16 protein-coding genes and 1 pseudogene are annotated in these 14521 nt (G+C 63.8%); 1 reads left to right on the plus strand and 16 read right to left on the minus strand.

The window, feature by feature from the left end; genetic code table 11:
* Positions 1-106: 106 nt before the first annotated feature.
* From ACR2J1_RS01195 to yajC, 6 genes are all read right to left on the minus strand, one after another.
* Entirely contained in the window at positions 107-331 is a 225-nt protein-coding gene (locus tag ACR2J1_RS01195) for a hypothetical protein (RefSeq protein ID WP_434017520.1), read from the minus strand.
* 68 nt (positions 332-399) lie between these two features.
* A complete protein-coding gene (locus ACR2J1_RS01200) occupies positions 400-966 on the minus strand; it encodes a hypothetical protein (protein WP_434017521.1) in 567 nt (188 codons plus the stop codon).
* Between the two features lie 14 nt (positions 967-980).
* Positions 981-1904 carry a phytoene/squalene synthase family protein gene (locus ACR2J1_RS01205; RefSeq protein ID WP_434017522.1) on the minus strand — a complete coding sequence of 308 codons (924 nt, stop codon included), beginning with the start codon at positions 1902-1904 and terminating at the stop codon, positions 981-983.
* A complete protein-coding gene (gene secF / locus ACR2J1_RS01210; protein ID WP_434017524.1) occupies positions 1843-2796 on the minus strand; it encodes a protein translocase subunit SecF in 954 nt (317 codons plus the stop codon). The genes ACR2J1_RS01205 and secF overlap by 62 nt, the downstream gene beginning before the upstream one ends.
* A 10-nt stretch (positions 2797-2806) precedes the next feature.
* A complete protein-coding gene (gene secD / locus ACR2J1_RS01215) occupies positions 2807-4423 on the minus strand; it encodes a protein translocase subunit SecD (protein ID WP_434017526.1) in 1617 nt (538 codons plus the stop codon).
* A gap of 52 nt (positions 4424-4475) precedes the next feature.
* Positions 4476-4826: a preprotein translocase subunit YajC gene (gene yajC, locus ACR2J1_RS01220; protein ID WP_434017527.1), complete on the minus strand. Its 351-nt coding sequence runs from the start codon at positions 4824-4826 to the stop codon at positions 4476-4478.
* Positions 4827-4983: 157 nt separating this feature from the next.
* Between yajC and ACR2J1_RS01225 the strand changes: the two genes are divergently transcribed.
* Positions 4984-5808, plus strand: a complete 825-nt coding sequence (locus ACR2J1_RS01225) for an ATP-binding protein (RefSeq protein ID WP_434017529.1) — start codon at positions 4984-4986, stop codon at positions 5806-5808.
* Here the strand turns inward: ACR2J1_RS01225 and ACR2J1_RS01230 are convergent, their stop codons facing one another.
* The 10 genes and pseudogenes from ACR2J1_RS01230 to scpB form a co-directional block, all read right to left on the minus strand.
* Positions 5809-6963 (minus strand): peptidoglycan DD-metalloendopeptidase family protein, encoded by a 1155-nt coding sequence (locus ACR2J1_RS01230; protein ID WP_434017530.1) that lies wholly within the window; start codon positions 6961-6963, stop codon positions 5809-5811.
* A gap of 102 nt (positions 6964-7065) precedes the next feature.
* Positions 7066-7707: a protein-L-isoaspartate(D-aspartate) O-methyltransferase gene (locus ACR2J1_RS01235; protein ID WP_434017531.1), complete on the minus strand. Its 642-nt coding sequence runs from the start codon at positions 7705-7707 to the stop codon at positions 7066-7068.
* 69 nt (positions 7708-7776) lie between these two features.
* Positions 7777-8583: a 5'/3'-nucleotidase SurE gene (surE, locus tag ACR2J1_RS01240; protein WP_434017532.1), complete on the minus strand. Its 807-nt coding sequence runs from the start codon at positions 8581-8583 to the stop codon at positions 7777-7779.
* The gene (serS, locus tag ACR2J1_RS01245) at positions 8580-9959 is read right to left on the minus strand and encodes a serine--tRNA ligase (RefSeq protein WP_434017533.1); all 1380 of its coding nucleotides are present in this window, start codon (positions 9957-9959) and stop codon (positions 8580-8582) included. The genes surE and serS overlap by 4 nt, the downstream gene beginning before the upstream one ends.
* Before the next feature lie 84 nt (positions 9960-10043).
* Positions 10044-10807: pseudogene (locus ACR2J1_RS01250) on the minus strand (LssY C-terminal domain-containing protein).
* Positions 10808-10825: 18 nt separating this feature from the next.
* Positions 10826-11620, minus strand: coding sequence for a twin-arginine translocase subunit TatC (gene tatC, locus ACR2J1_RS01255; RefSeq protein WP_434017534.1), 795 nt, complete (start codon positions 11618-11620; stop codon positions 10826-10828).
* Positions 11617-12078: a Sec-independent protein translocase protein TatB gene (gene tatB, locus ACR2J1_RS01260; protein WP_434017536.1), complete on the minus strand. Its 462-nt coding sequence runs from the start codon at positions 12076-12078 to the stop codon at positions 11617-11619. The genes tatC and tatB overlap by 4 nt, the downstream gene beginning before the upstream one ends.
* 55 nt (positions 12079-12133) lie before the next feature.
* Entirely contained in the window at positions 12134-12424 is a 291-nt protein-coding gene (locus tag ACR2J1_RS01265; RefSeq protein WP_434017537.1) for a twin-arginine translocase TatA/TatE family subunit, read from the minus strand.
* 90 nt (positions 12425-12514) lie between these two features.
* Positions 12515-13654 carry an ABC transporter ATP-binding protein gene (locus ACR2J1_RS01270; protein WP_434017539.1) on the minus strand — a complete coding sequence of 380 codons (1140 nt, stop codon included), beginning with the start codon at positions 13652-13654 and terminating at the stop codon, positions 12515-12517.
* Between the two features lie 47 nt (positions 13655-13701).
* A complete protein-coding gene (gene scpB, locus ACR2J1_RS01275; RefSeq protein WP_434017572.1) occupies positions 13702-14463 on the minus strand; it encodes an SMC-Scp complex subunit ScpB in 762 nt (253 codons plus the stop codon).
* Positions 14464-14521 lie beyond the last annotated feature (58 nt).

A 14521-nucleotide genomic window follows, 5' to 3' on the forward strand; every position in this document is an offset into this window, starting at 1 on the left:
GGACCATCGGCAAGTGCGGCTCGATCACTTGCCATTGCTCGTCGCTCAACCAAAATGATGCGCTCATGATTCAGTTCCTCCTCCTGGAGGACTGAATCACAGCCCCTCAATTGGGTACAGACCCTAGGACACTGACCTTCTCGCGGATGGGGTAGGCCACCAGCAATGTGGCGACGCAGACCAGCAGATAGCCGGCCACCATGCTGCCGAGCGTTCCCTTCGGCAGAGAGGCCTCGAACGCGATCTTGGCGGCGTAAGCGAAAAGAATGGCGGTATAGACGAGCAGCAGCGGGACAAGGACGAACGTGACCAGCGCCGAGACGGCGCGCATCGTGAAATCGGACTCCTCGCGCTCCCTGATCGGGTCATAAAATGCCCGCGGCGCGAAGGCGAGATAGTTTACAGGCGCGACGAAACCGAGACTGACGGTCCAGATATAGTCATGGGAGCGCGACGGGAGTTCGAGCCCGAACAGGAGTTGCAAGGTCTCGACGATGATGGAGAGGCCGCTCCGAACAGGACGGCCGCGATCAACGCGAGCGCCGCGCCAAGCCAAAGCCGGTGATTGAACAGCCAGAACGACGCGTTGCGTTCGCTGCGGCCTAGCTGCCCGGCCACTGCGAGAAGAAGCAGAAGTCCGGCCAGAAACAGATATTGGATCAGCCAGAGATCCCAGGCCAGCCAGAACAGTAGCGCAATGACCGCACTGCCGGCGAGCCAGAGTAAAACCCGTAGCGAGCGTGGCTGCGCTGTCGACTCGACATAGAAATCGACGGCAACCGCGCAAAGGAAGGATGCGGCCAGTGCTGCGAGGATGCGCGTCTCCGTGTCGCCGACATCGTCGTGGTACAGTTTGAAGAGCGCGAAGACCGCGGCGATCAGCACCGCGAGCGGAAAGCGCGATGCGGCTGCTCCAATGTCGGGAAGCTTGGCGCGCCACCAAGACCTGCTCGTACCGGCTACCATCCTTTTTCCCCTCGTTAGCTGCGATACCGCCACGTGGCGAGGCGCCAGAAGCGATATAGCGGATTGATATCGGCGATCCTGCGCAGAGGATCGCTTGCGGTGCGCTGCAAAGCTGCAAGGTAGGGTCTGACAAGCGCAACCGGCAGGAACGCCAATCGCGCCCTTGTACCCAACGAGGCAACCAAGGGCAGCGCCTGTTCCAAAGCCGCCCTGGCCATACTGCGCAGATCACCGAGAACCAGGCCAAGACGTTCGTCTGCCGCGCCCGAAAGCACAGCTTCAGGAGCCAGGCCGTGGCGCGCAAGGACATCGGCGGGAAGGTATAGGCGACCTGCCCCGGCGTGAATCGGAAGCGCGCGCATGAGACCCGTGAGGCCGTAGGCCAGGCCGGAAGACGCAGCAGCATCGTTCGCACGCTCGCTGCCGCCCCCGAGCATCTCCGCCGCCACGGCGAAAATCGTGCCGGCGGTATCGCACAGATAATTTTCGAGGCTTTCGCCATCCGCCATGGAGGATCTCTCCATGTCGAAGACGCGGGCGTCGATCAGCGGCAGGATGCGCTCCGATGGGATCAGACGTGTGCGCAGCGCCTCGCCGAGAGCATCTGCAACGGGATGACCCGTGCGCTCGCCCGCAGTGGCGCCTTCCAGATTGTCGCGCCACCATTGCAGGCGGATCAGCCCCAGCTCCGGCTCGCTCACCTGTTCAGTGATGCGGGCAAGCTCGACATTGCAGGCATAGAGGGCAAAGAGGGCATCGCGCGCATCCGCGGGTGCGAACAAAGACGCCGCATAGCGATCAGGGTCGCCCGTTCTGGCGATGTGTCTTACGGTCTCGCGCCGGCCGGACTGATCCAAGCTCCCACGCCAATCCCGATCACGCGCGCGCAGGCGCCCCCGCCCTACCCTTCGCAGGCTCGGCGCTGACGCTGAAGGCATCGCGCCTCACGCCAAGAATAAGCTGCAACGGTGAGGCAACGAAGATCGACGAATATGCGCCAATCACGATGCCCCAGCACATGGCCAGCGCGAAGCCGAAGATCGCCTCGCCCCCGACAAGGAGGAACGGGACCAAGGCCAGGAAGGTCGTGACATGGGTAAGCACCGTGCGCGAAAGGGTCTCGTTGATGGAAAGGTCGAGTAACGCGACGAGCGGCATGCGCTTATATTTGCGCAGATTCTCGCGCACGCGGTCGAAAATGACGACCTTGTCGTTCAGCGAATAGCCGATGATCGTCAGAAGCGCGGCGATGCTCGACAGGTTGAACTCGAGCTGGAGCAATGCGTAAAGGCCGATCGTGCCGGTCACGTCGTGGATCAGCGAGGCAATGGCGGCCACAGCGAACTGCCATTCGAAGCGGAACCAGACATAGATTAGGATTCCCAGCATCGCGACGACGACCGCGATGGTGCCGCCAGCGATGAGCTCGTTGGAAACCGTCGGCCCCACCACTTCGACGCGGCGATATTCGACGCCGTCGCCGAGCGCTTGCTTCACCTTGGCAATGGAGCCCTGTTGCTCGGCTTCGGTGGGCTGCGCGGCGATGCGAATGAGAACGTCGTTTGGCGCGCCGAATTCCTGGATCTGTACCTCGCCAATGCCGAGCCCGCTGATCTTGCTGCGAATCCCGGCAAGGTCGGCGCGAGCCTCCTTGGTCTGAATCTCGATCAGCGTTCCGCCTTGAAAATCGATGCCGAAATTGAGGCCAACGGTCGCAACGAGAATGATGGGAACGACCGTGAGCAGCGCGGACACCACCCAGGTGATGGTGCGCATGCCGACAAAGTCGATCTTCGTGTCGGGCGGGACGAAGTGGAAGCCTCTAAACATATTGCTGTTCCTAAATCGGCACGAAGGCAGGGCGCGTCCAACGCAACCAGTACGTCACCATAAGACGTGTCATGGTGATGGCCGTGAACATAGAGGTGATGATGCCAATCGTGAGGGTAATCGCGAAGCCGCGCACCGGACCCGACCCCAGCCAGAACAGGACAAGGGTCGAAATCAGTGTTGTCACATTGGAATCGATGATTGTCGTCAGCGCGCGGGTATAGCCGGCTTCGACCGAAGCGAACGGCGATTTGCCCGACCGGATTTCTTCGCGAATGCGCTCATTGATCAGAACGTTGGCGTCGACTGCGATGCCGATGACCAGCACGATACCCGCGATGCCGGGAAGTGTGAGCGTCGCACCGAGCAAAGACAGCACGGCAAAGATCAAGACGATATTGACGAGCACGGCGATGTTCGCGAAGAAGCCGAACAGGCCATAGCCCGCAAACATAAAGATCGCGACCATCAGGAGACCGAGCAGGGCCGCGATTTTGCCCGAAGCAATGGAGTCCGCGCCAAGGCTCGCGCCGACGGTCCGCTCCTCAATGATGGTGAGCTTCGCCGGCAACGCGCCGGAGCGCAGTAACACGGAGAGATCGTTCGCCTCCTGCACTGAGAAATTGCCGCTGATCTGGCCGGTGCCGCCGAGGATTGGCTCGCGAATAACGGGCGCGGAGACGACCTTGTTGTCGAGCACAATGGCGAAGGGCAGTCCGACATTGTCCTGCGTTGCCCTGGCAAAGCGCTTGGCGCCGAGAGCATCGAACCGGAAAGTGACGACGGGCTCGCCAGTGCGCTGATCGAAGCCCGGCTGAGCGTCAACCAGATTTTCGCCGCTGACCAATGTCTGGTCTTTGATGACGTACGGCACGGGCGGCGTGTCAGTTGAATAAAGGAGCTCTGTTCCCGGCGGGACCTGTTTGGAGGCGGCGACTTGCGCCCCATCCGCGGTCGCATCCACCATCCGGAATTCAAGCTTGCCGGTCTCGCCGATCAGTTTCTTGAGCCGCTCGACGTCTTGGATGCCCGGAACCTGGACGAGGACGCGATTGCGCCCCTCGCGTTGAATGCTTGGCTCGGTGGTTCCGAAAGCGTCGACGCGGCGCCTGATCGTCTCGATGGAAGCCTGGATCGCGGAATCCATACGTTGGGACAGACCCACCTCGGTTACCGCGAGCGTCACGACGTCGTCGCCCTGCCGCGTAACTTCGAGATCGGTGCCGGAGAAGCCGCCAAAGACATCGCTGCCCACTGGAAGCGCCAACTTTTTAAGCTCCGTGAACGCTTTCTCCGTATCGCCAGGCTGGCGGATTCGCACCGAGACGCTGCGCCCGGGGAGGTTCTGCGACAGGTCCGTGTAGCCGATGCGAGACTTACGCAAGGTCTCGCGGACGTCGCTGCGAATATTATTGAGCCAGTCCTCCACCATCTCCTTCTCGTCGAGCTGGTAGAGGAGATGCGCGCCGCCTTGGAGGTCGAGACCGAGACTGACCTGCTTGTGCGGCACCCATCTCGGCCACTGCGCGACCGTAGAGGCGGAGAACAGATTTGGGAGGGCAATAAAGACGCCGGCAATGACGATGCCGAGCACAAGAATCAGCTTCCATCTTTGAAAATGCAGCATGGCCGCGCGTAAACTCCAGATCAGACTCTTAAGATGGGAACCTCAGAAGGCCTCAGTCGGCCGCGGCCTTCGCCTTTGACTTGGGCGCGGCTGGGGGCTCGCCCTTACCTCTCACCTCCGAGACCGTGGCGCGCAGGACCTTGATCCTAACGCCCTCAGCGATTTCGATTTGCAGTTCGTCATCTTCAACCTTGCTCACCTTGCCGATGATGCCACCTGCGGTGACGACCGTATCGCCGCGTCGAATTGCTGCAATCAAGGCCTGATGCTCCTTGAGCCGCCTCTGCTGCGGCCGGATCATCAGGAAATACATGATGCCGACGATTAGCACGGTCGGGATGAGCAGGCTATTCAGGTAGTCGAAGGCGCCTGGGGCTGCCTGTGCGAGGACGGTTCCGGTCATTGCTCCACTTTCGTGCTTGGCTTAAGGATGGCCGCCCTTGCTTCAGCAAAGCGGCCTTCGGTCCCGCAACCAAAGCGTGACCCCCCTCGAAGGTGGCGCGACTATAGCGGGCTGCATAACCTTTGCAAACGGGGGCAAAATGAACTTTCAGGAGCCCATGACCGGCCTTTTCGAGCGGATTGCGCGGGCCTTGGAAAGGCTCGCCCCGAACGAGCCGCGCCGACCCGATTTTGAGCTCGCTGACGCCTTTGTATGGCACGCCGAGCCTGACACCTTCCAGCCGGTTTTCGAGGTGAACCGCGTGCCGCTATCCCTGCTCAAGGGCATCGACGGCATGCGCGACGCCCTCCTTGCCAATACCGCACGCTTCGCCAAGGGTCTTCCCGCCAATAATGCGTTGCTCTGGGGCGCGCGCGGCATGGGCAAGAGCTCGCTCGTCAAGGCTGTGCATGCCGAGGTTCGGGATCTCAAGCTCGTCGAGATTCATCGCGACGATATCGCGTCGCTGCCGCGCTGCTTGGGTTATCTGCGTGACAGTCCCCACCGCTTCATTCTGTTCTGCGACGACCTCTCCTTCGAGGCGGCGGACACGACCTACAAATCCTTGAAGGCCGTGCTCGAGGGCGGCATCGAAGGACGCCCGCGCAACGTCATCTTCTATGCCACCTCCAACAGGCGGCATCTGATGCCGCGGGAGATGCTGGAGAACGAGCGCTCGACGGCCATCAATCCTGCCGAGGCGGTGGAGGAAAAGGTCTCGCTCTCAGACCGGTTCGGGCTGTGGATCGGATTTCATCACTGCAGCCAGGATGAGTATTTGGAGATGGTGCGCGGCTACGCCGAACATTACAGGATCGAGATTCGAGACGAGGCGCTGAGGAGCGAGGCTTTGGCGTGGGCGATGGGCCGCGGCAGCCGCTCCGGGCGTGTGGCCTGGCAATATATTCAGGACCTCGCCGGCCGATTGGGCAATCCGCTTTAGCTAGTCGGCGCTGGCGGCCATATTGTTCATGAACTTCGTGGGATCGATCGGGCGCGATCCCTTGCGCAGCTCGAAATGAACCTGCGGCTGGCTGACCGAGCCGGTGGCGCCCGCCTTGGCGACGATCTGGCCGCGGCGGACTTTGTCGCCCCGCTTCACCAGAAGCTCCTCGTTATGCGCGTAGGCCGAAACCCAATTATTGGAGTGACGGATCAGCACGAGGTTGCCGTAGCCTTTCAGCTCGCTGCCGGAGTAAGCGACGACGCCATTCTCGGCCGCCTTCACGGGCGTGCCCTGCGGCACCGCGACATTGATGCCGTCATTATGCCCGCCATCAGGCTTGGTGCCGAAGCCCGAGATGACGCGACCCTGCACGGGCCAGCGGAAGCTGTTGCCGGACATCGGATCCGGTGCCGGCAGCTGATCGACGCTCGCGACCCTGGCATTGCTCGCGGGCTTGTTAGGGTCACCGCCGATGACTTCCGGCGACGCGGCGACATCGGGCGCAGGCGTGGTTTGCTTTGGCGCCGGAGCCGGATCGGGCTCGCGGGCGGCAACAGTCTTTCGCGGAGGCTGCTTCTTGGCGCCAGGGATCAACAGCTTCTGGCCGACCTGGAGCCGGTCCGCCCGCGCAAGGCCATTGCGCTCCATGATGGATCTCTCGCTGACGCCGAACTTGTCGGCGATCAGGCTCGGCGTATCGCCCCTCTCCACACGGTAGGCTGTGGTGAGGCCAGGCTTCGCCGCGGGCGCGCTTTGCACGAGCGGCGGTTGCGGGCTCGGCGCGGTGGCACGCGGATAGGCGCGCGGCGCGGGGTTCGCCGGAGTCGGAGTATAAGAGGCCGGCGTCGCCTGCGGCCGGTAGGACGACGGCAGCGGCGGCAACGGCGTGCCGTGCGCGAGCTGGGTCGTGTTGGTCGAGGCCGGATACTCGCTGCCATAGACCGACTCATGCGGAACCGGCAACGCGGCCGTCGTAGAATAGTCGGCGGTCTGGGCCGCGGGAGCGGTCTGGGACGACTCGGTGAGGTTGAACGAGGGAAAGTCGAAGCGGGAGGTGCCCGAGCTGCATCCTGCCAAGGCAAGAGCCCCGCTCACGGCGCCGACGGTCGCAATGAAGCGGCCTAGCATCAAGCCGAACGCTGCGTGTCGCATAACCCTCGCCCCTCATACTCTGCCCAACCGAGTAAAGCGTGGGAGCCGTAAACAAGCTGTTAAGTCTCTCCTCCTGCACGAAAAGATTCAGCGGCGCAGAACTTACGGCCGTTTCACCCGGCCGTGGACCAGCGGGACGAAGCGTACCGGCAGGAGCGCCGTCTCGACCAGGCCCTCCTCGGTCTTGTCGATCTGCACCAGGGACTGGGAGTCGCGGGATTCGCCGAGCGGGATGATCATGCGCCCCCCGACTTTCAGCTGATCGAGCAGCGCGCGGGGCGGATCCGCCGCTGCCGCGGTGACGATGATGCGGTCGAAGGGCGCCTGCGGCGGCCAGCCGAGCCAGCCATCGCCGATGATGGTCGTAATATTGGTGATGCCGAGCTTGGCGAAGCGGCGCTCCGCCGCCTTTTGCAACTCCCGCCAGCGTTCGATCGTGTAGAGGCGGCGGCAGAGATGCGACAGGACCGCCGCCTGATAGCCGGACCCCGTGCCGATCTCCAGCACCTTGTGGCGGTCGTCGAGATCGAGCTTCTCCGTCATATAGGCTACGACGAAAGGCTGCGAGATGGTCTGGCCACACTCGATCGGGAGCGCGATGTCCTGATAAGCATGATCGACAAAAGCCTGGTCCACGAACAGATCGCGCGGCACGCGCTCGATCGCACGCAGCACCCTGGTCGTGCGGATGCCCCGCCGCCGGAGCTGCATGATCAGGCCGATCTGGTCTTGCGCGCTCACCATTGGCTTTGCCCACCCCCTTCGACGGAGCGGTTGGCGACTATCCGACGATTCTCGTCACCGGCGTAGGCTCTATTTCTGCGCCCCGTTGAGCACCGTCTCGAACGCCTCGCGCGTCGGCTCGTCGGTATAGTCGAGACAAAGTGGGGTGACGGAGATGTACTTGCAGCCCACCGCCCAGAGGTCGGTCCCTTTCGGCGGCTTTGCCTTCCGCCGTTCGACGCCGAGCCAGTAATAGGCCTTACCTCGAGTATCGAGCCGATCGTCGATGCGGAACAGCTCGGGATTGCGGAGGCCCTGCACCGTGGCACGCATGCCCTTGACCGCATCGGGCTCGCAATCCGGATAATTGACGTTGAGCACGACGCCGTCGGGCCAACCCATCTTGAGCAGCCTGCGCACGAGCTCTCCGCCATGCTGCATCGGCGTCTCCCAGATCGGCTCGCCCGTGCCCTGGTCGGTCATGGCGGGGCCGGTGACAAGGCTCATGGCAATGGACGGGATGCCGAGCAGCGTGCCCTGGATCGCACCCGCGACCGTGCCGGAATAGGTGATGTCGTCGGCGAGGTTCTGGCCGCGATTGACGCCCGATATCACCAGATCGGGGACCTTGTCCTTGAGCAGAAACCTGAGGCCCATGATGACGCAATCGGTCGGCGTTCCGCGCACCGCGTAGTGCCGTTCGCCGATCTCGGTCATGCGCAGTGGCTCGGACAGCGTCAGGGAATGCGACGCACCGCTATTGTCGAGCTCTGGCGCTACGACCCAGACATCGTCGCTCAAATCGCCGGCGATCTTCTCCAGAACCTGCATCCCCGGGGCAGCAATGCCGTCATCGTTGGTGAGGAGGATGCGAAGCTTCGATGTGGCTTTCGTCATGGAGCGCGTTCGATCCTTTCGATGCCGCCCATATAGGGCTTGAGAACTTCCGGGACGCGCACGCTGCCGTCCTCGTCCTGGTAATTCTCTAGCACCGCAATCAGCGCGCGGCCGACGGCGATGCCCGAGCCGTTCAGCGTGTGTACGAACTGCGTCGCCTTCGCCTCTTTCGCTCGGTAGCGCGCGTTCATGCGCCGCGCCTGGAAGTCCCCGCAGTTGGAGCAAGAGCTGATCTCGCGATAGGCGCCCTGCCCCGGCAACCACACCTCGATGTCGTAGGTCTTCTTGGCGGCAAAGCCCATGTCGCCGGTGGAGAGCACGATGGTGCGGAAGGGCAGGCCGAGACGCTTAAGCACCTCCTCGGCGCAGGCGGTCATGCGCTCATGCTCTTCTTGCGATTGCTCCGGCGTGGTGATCGACACGAGTTCGACCTTGGAGAATTGATGCTGGCGGATCATGCCGCGCGTGTCTCTGCCGGCAGCGCCCGCCTCGGCGCGGAAACACGGCGTCCAGGCGGTGACGCGCATTGGGAGCTTCGTCTCGTCGGTGATGTCGTCGCGCACGAGATTGGTGAGCGGTACTTCGGCTGTGGGAATGAGCCAAAGCGTGTCACGGAGGGGGGTTGCGGCAGATTTTACGACTGCGCCGGTGGTAGGATCGACCTCATCGGGAGGCACGTCAGGTGGTGAAGAGCGCCTCATGGAAAATTGATCGTCTTGAAACTTTGGCAGCTGGGCGGTGCCGAACATGGTGTCGTCGCGCACGAGCAGCGGCGGGTTGATTTCGGTGTAGCCATTCTCGGTCGTGTGCAAGTCGAGCATGAATTGCGCCAGCGCCCTCTCCAGGCGCGCAAGCGCGCCTTTGAGAACAACGAAACGCGCGCCGGAGAGTTTCGCCGCGGTCTCGAAATCCATGAGGCCGAGCGCCTCGCCGATCTCGGAATGCTGCTTCGGCTGAAAGGAGAATGTTGGGGGCGTGCCGACTTTGCGCAGCTCGACATTGGCTTTCTCGTCCACGCCGATAGGCACGTCATCGGCCGGCAGGTTCGGGATGCCTGCGAGCAGATCGAGGAGCTGCTTGTCGAGATCGCGCTCCTTCTCCTCGCCATCTTGGATCTTAGTCTTAAGGGCGGCGACCTCGTCCATGAGGCGCTTGGCTTCCGCCTCGTCCTTGCCCGCTTTTGCCTTGCCGATGTCCTTTGAAGCGGCGTTGCGGCGCGCCTGCGCGTCCTGGAGTTGCTGGATGGCGGCGCGGCGCTGCTCGTCGAGATCGAGGATCTGCTTGAGCAGCGCCTCCGGCGGCGGCTCGAAGCCGCGGTCGTTCAGGCCTTTGAGAAAAACGCCTTGATTGTCACGAATCCATCTGATGTCGAGCAAGGCTCAGTCCTGCGTTTCGCGATCCTGTGGGTGCCTTCGTATAGTGCTCTCGTCGCGCGTTGTCATGGAGGCTGTGCGTCCCCCTCACCTGCCCTCTCCCCAGCGGGGAGAGGGCAAAATTGAACCCCGGCTTGCGCTGATGACGAGGGTAGGCAAGGACCGCTCAGGCGGGCAGGCGCAGGGACACAATCGCCAAGCGCCCATCGGTATGGCAGGGATCGGCGCGCCGTTGCGGCCTTGCAGGTTTGCGTGAAAGCCGTCCTTCCACTCGACGGACTCGACCATAGAGGCGCGCTGCAATTCGTCCACGAGGCGGTCGCGGCCCGCATCGACGTCGGGGGCGATGTGATGGGTGACCTGCCCCGTCGTGCGGCTAAAGCCGACCCGCTCGTCGTAGGTCACGGCCCCGAACCAGCCGGGCCTGCCATTATAGAGTCGGTCCCACTGCCAGAGGCGGACATGGTGCCGCCGCCGGGTCCACCCGCGAGCGGCTGTTCGAAGGCCAAATCCTGCTTGCGCCCAAACAGGAAGAGATTGCTCACCGGCGCGTCGTCATCGGGGCGGCGGAAGACGGTGTCGGCGGCGATGAGGACGCTGCTCGCAAGCGTGATGGGGTCCGCTGGAAACCAGCCCGCGGCGGTCATCGAGCACACGACTTCAGCATCGCTTCCAACGATGGCGATATTGACCGGGTCGCCGGGATGACCGTCGCCGGTGCGGGTGATGCGTGCCGACGGGACAAGTAGCGGGTGACGGCGGAAGGAAAGCATCCACAACCTTGGCACGATCACATAGGACGCCACGGCCCAGATCAAGGTCAGCAGGAGCAGAGTCTTCGTGTCAAGCATGAGCGGCTTGGGTCGCGATCAGGCCGGCTTGCCCGCCGGCGTGGTGTTGGCCTTCGATGCGGCGTGCTTCTTCTCGGCGAGACGCACCGCATAGATCGACAGCTCGTAAAGCAGGATCGTCGGCAGCGCCATGGCGATCTGGCTGATCGGATCGGGCGGGGTGAGGACGGCTGCAACGACGAATACGCCGAGAATGGCGTGGCGGCGATATTTCTTCAGGCCGGCCGAGGTGACAATGCCGGCGCGGCCGAGCAGCGTCAGCAGCACCGGCAATTGGAAGCAAATGCCGAAGCCGAGGATCAGCGTCATGATGAGGCTGAGATATTCGCTGACCTTGGCGGTGAGATGGATCTGCACGTCGCTGTCGGTCTGCTGCATCGACAGGAAGAAGGTCATGGCGAGCGGCATCGCAACGAAATAGACCATCGCCGCGCCGAGCAGGAACAGGACCGGAGTCGCCGCGAGAAACGGCAGGAACGCTTGCCGCTCGTTGCGATAAAGACCCGGCGCGACAAACATGTAGATCTGCGAGGCGATGACGGGAAAGGCGAGGAAGATCGCGCCGAACAAAGCGAGCTTCACCTGGGTGAAGAAGAACTCCTGTGGCGCGGTGTAGATCATCTCGATCGGGGTATCGACGCCCGCCGCGAGGCGATAGGGCCACAACAGCAGATTGTAGATCGGCTTGGCGAACCAGAAGCAGAGCAGGAACGCCACGAAAATGGCGGTCACCGACCAGATGAGCCGGCGGCGGAGCTCGACGAGATGCTCCATGAGCGGCGCCTTCGACGCGTCGATGTCGTCGTCGGTCACGGCGTCCGCTCCGTCGGCTTGCGCGGCTTGCGGGGTGCGGATTTTGCTTTGGCCTGCTTCGTCTTGGGCACGGTCTTGCCGTTCGACGCGGTCTTTACCGCGGCGTTGCGCTTGAACGCTGCGGCGCGCCTCGAGGCAGCGCGCCGTGCAGGCTTAGGAACCGGTTCGGACGCGGGTGCGGCCAGTTCCTTCGGGAGCATCAACGGCTGATCGAAGGGCGCGTTCAAATCGATGGACGAGCCGCCCGCCCGCATCTCCTCAAACGTGTTACGCATCTCGTCGAGTTCGCTCTCCCGCATCGCGTCGTCGAACTGCCGCTGAAAATCGGAAGCCGCGCGTTTGAGTTTGCCGGCATAGTGACCGAAGGTGCGCAACAGGCGCGGCAGCTCCTTGGGGCCGACGACGACGATCGCCACGACGGCGATGACGAGAAGCTCCGACCATCCGATGTCAAACATAAGCGTGCTTTAGAGGACGCTCGCGGCAGCGTCGAGCCTGTTCCCCGCCCTGGCGTCAGGAGGATTTGCGGCGCGTAGTCTTCGCCTGCGTCGTCTTGGCGCGCGTGGTCTTGGCACGCGCGGCCGGCTTGGCGGCGGGCGGCGCCTTGGCCGCCTCGTGCTCGATCAGCTTCGGCTTGGCGCGAGGACTTGCGGGGGCAGGCTCATCCTGGTCCGCCATGCCCTTCTTGAAGCTCTTGATGCCTTGCGCGACATCGCCCATCAGCTCGGAAATCTTGCCGCGGCCGAACAACAGCACGAACAGCACGATGACGAGGAGGATGTGCCACCAGCTCGCAATTCCCATTGAATTTCTCCAACCACGCCTTTGCGCAGCGTCCCTCTATTCGCCATACTATGGCAGCAAACCCCGCAACCCCGCAAGCCACGGCCCCGGCTATGGAACGGCTTGAGACGGGCCGTTGTCCGCAGGGAAGACGAGCACGGCGCCCTGATCGACCTTGACGCCGATCTCCGACCCGAGCTGTGGAACGTCGCTCTCGCGCACCCGTGCCAGGATCAGCGCATCGAGCCCCTGCACCGCAAGCTCGACCAGGGCAATGTCGCCGAGAAAGCGCGAATCGAGCACGCGCGCGGGCACGCCCTCGCCAGCGGGCAGGAAGCGGACGCCGCGCTGGCGCACGCAGACGATGGCGGCGCCGCCCTCCGCGATGCCGTTGGCGGGAAACATGCCGAGCACCGTCGCGGCGCTGCCGCCTATGACGCGCGCGGGCAACTCGTTGAGGTCGGAAAAGGTGCGCGCGGCGAAGATGTTCTTGGGCGCGCGATAGAGATCCAGCGCCTTTCCGACCTGCAAGAGCTTGCCCTTGCGCATCAGCGCGACGCGGTCGCCCATGCGCATGGCCTCCTCGGGGTCGTGGGTGACGACGATGCAGGTGGCGCTCGTTTCATGCAGAATGACGAGCGTCTCCTCGCGCATCCTTTCGCGCAGGCGCGGATCGAGGCCGGAGAACGGCTCGTCCATCAGGAGCACGCTCGGGCGCGGCGCGATGGCGCGGGCGAGCGCCACGCGCTGCTGCTCGCCGCCGGACAGGATGTGCGGATATTCGCTGGCGTAATGGGCGAGGCCGACGCGCTCGAGGCTCGCGAAGGCTTCCGCCTTCGCCTCGCTGCGCGTGAGGGATTTCAGGCCATAGGCCACATTGTCGACGATCGAGAGATGGGGAAACAGCGCGAAATCCTGAAACATGAGGCCGACGCCGCGCTTCTCCGGCGGCACGAAAATGTCGGGGCCGGCCACCTCCTTGTTGTCGAGGAGGACGCGGCCCGAGGAGGGCCGCTCCACGCCCGCGGCGAGGCGAAGCAGCGTGGTCTTGCCGCAGCCGGAGGGACCGAGCAGACACACAATCTCACCCGGCGCCACGTCGAGACTGACATGATCGAGCGCGACCGTGTCGCCATAACGGCGCGAGACATCGTCGAAGGTGAGACGCGCCGCAAAGGTGACGGCGACCTTGCCGCGGCGATGCGACGGGTCGCCCGTCGGGCGCGCGCGGACTTTTAGGAACTCAAACACGGGGACGATCTACGCTCTCGGAAGGCTGGCGCGCAACCGCGCGAGGCTCAGTCCCGCTCGTCGATGCCGTCCTCGTCGGCCTCGTCGCCGGGCGCGGCGTCCTCCGCGGGCAACGCGCCCATCGGTTCGCCGTCATCGTCCTCGCCCTCACCCAAAGGCTCATCCTCCAGGGGCTCCTCGTCCTCGCGGAGGTCGTGGGCATCGTCGGGGCTGGGCATGGAGAAGCCGGGCGGCAGGGAATCGAGAAGCCCCGCCCCTTTCAGCTCGCCGAGCCCGGGCAGATCCTGAATGGCGTCGAAGCCGAAATGCTCAAGGAAACGTTCGGTGGTGCCGTAGGTGACGGGGCGGCCGGGGGCGCGACGGCGACCGCGCAGCCTGATCCAGCCCGTCTCCAGAAGCACATCGACGGTGCCCTTCGACGTGCTGACGCCCCTGATCTCCTCGATCTCGGCGCGCGTCACCGGCTGGTGATAGGCGATGATGGCAAGGGTCTCGAGCGCGGCGCGCGACAGGCGGCGCTGCTCGGCGGCCTGGCGCTCGAGCAGGAAGGAGAGATCGTCGGCGGTGCGGAACGCCCATTTGCCCGCGACGCGCACGAGATTGACGCCGCGGCCGGCATAGAGGCCCTGGAGCTCCTCAAGAAGTGCGGTGACATCGTCGCCCTCGCCGAAATGCTGCGCGAGCGCAGATGTGGCGAGCGGCTCGCCGGCGGCAAACAACAACGCCTCCAAGACGCGCAGCTTCTCGCGCCGGTCGGCCGAGGGCAGCGCCATGACATTGGACGGAAACGGCAGAGGCAGCCGCGACATGGGGCTCTCAGGCTCGCCGTCTTCGTCGTCCGTCTCGACGGCCCTATCCATCGGCTTC

The sequence above is a fragment of the Methyloceanibacter sp. genome (genome assembly GCF_050999895.1).
Taxonomy (GTDB): Bacteria; Pseudomonadota; Alphaproteobacteria; order Rhizobiales; family Methyloligellaceae; genus Methyloceanibacter.

Coding starts and splice junctions, on each gene's coding strand:
- ACR2J1_RS01195 (WP_434017520.1), bottom strand. CDS start 331: ATGCGCGCCGTCTCGGCGCTGGTCACGTTCGTCCTTGTCCCGCTGCTG.
- ACR2J1_RS01200 (WP_434017521.1), bottom strand. CDS start 966: ATGGTAGCCGGTACGAGCAGGTCTTGGTGGCGCGCCAAGCTTCCCGAC.
- ACR2J1_RS01205 (WP_434017522.1), bottom strand. CDS start 1,904: ATGCCTTCAGCGTCAGCGCCGAGCCTGCGAAGGGTAGGGCGGGGGCGC.
- secF (WP_434017524.1), bottom strand. CDS start 2,796: ATGTTTAGAGGCTTCCACTTCGTCCCGCCCGACACGAAGATCGACTTT.
- secD (WP_434017526.1), bottom strand. CDS start 4,423: ATGCTGCATTTTCAAAGATGGAAGCTGATTCTTGTGCTCGGCATCGTC.
- yajC (WP_434017527.1), bottom strand. CDS start 4,826: ATGACCGGAACCGTCCTCGCACAGGCAGCCCCAGGCGCCTTCGACTAC.
- ACR2J1_RS01225 (WP_434017529.1), top strand. CDS start 4,984: ATGACCGGCCTTTTCGAGCGGATTGCGCGGGCCTTGGAAAGGCTCGCC.
- ACR2J1_RS01230 (WP_434017530.1), bottom strand. CDS start 6,963: ATGCGACACGCAGCGTTCGGCTTGATGCTAGGCCGCTTCATTGCGACC.
- ACR2J1_RS01235 (WP_434017531.1), bottom strand. CDS start 7,707: ATGGTGAGCGCGCAAGACCAGATCGGCCTGATCATGCAGCTCCGGCGG.
- surE (WP_434017532.1), bottom strand. CDS start 8,583: ATGACGAAAGCCACATCGAAGCTTCGCATCCTCCTCACCAACGATGAC.
- tatB (WP_434017536.1), bottom strand. CDS start 12,078: ATGTTTGACATCGGATGGTCGGAGCTTCTCGTCATCGCCGTCGTGGCG.
- ACR2J1_RS01265 (WP_434017537.1), bottom strand. CDS start 12,424: ATGGGAATTGCGAGCTGGTGGCACATCCTCCTCGTCATCGTGCTGTTC.
- scpB (WP_434017572.1), bottom strand. CDS start 14,463: ATGTCGCGGCTGCCTCTGCCGTTTCCGTCCAATGTCATGGCGCTGCCC.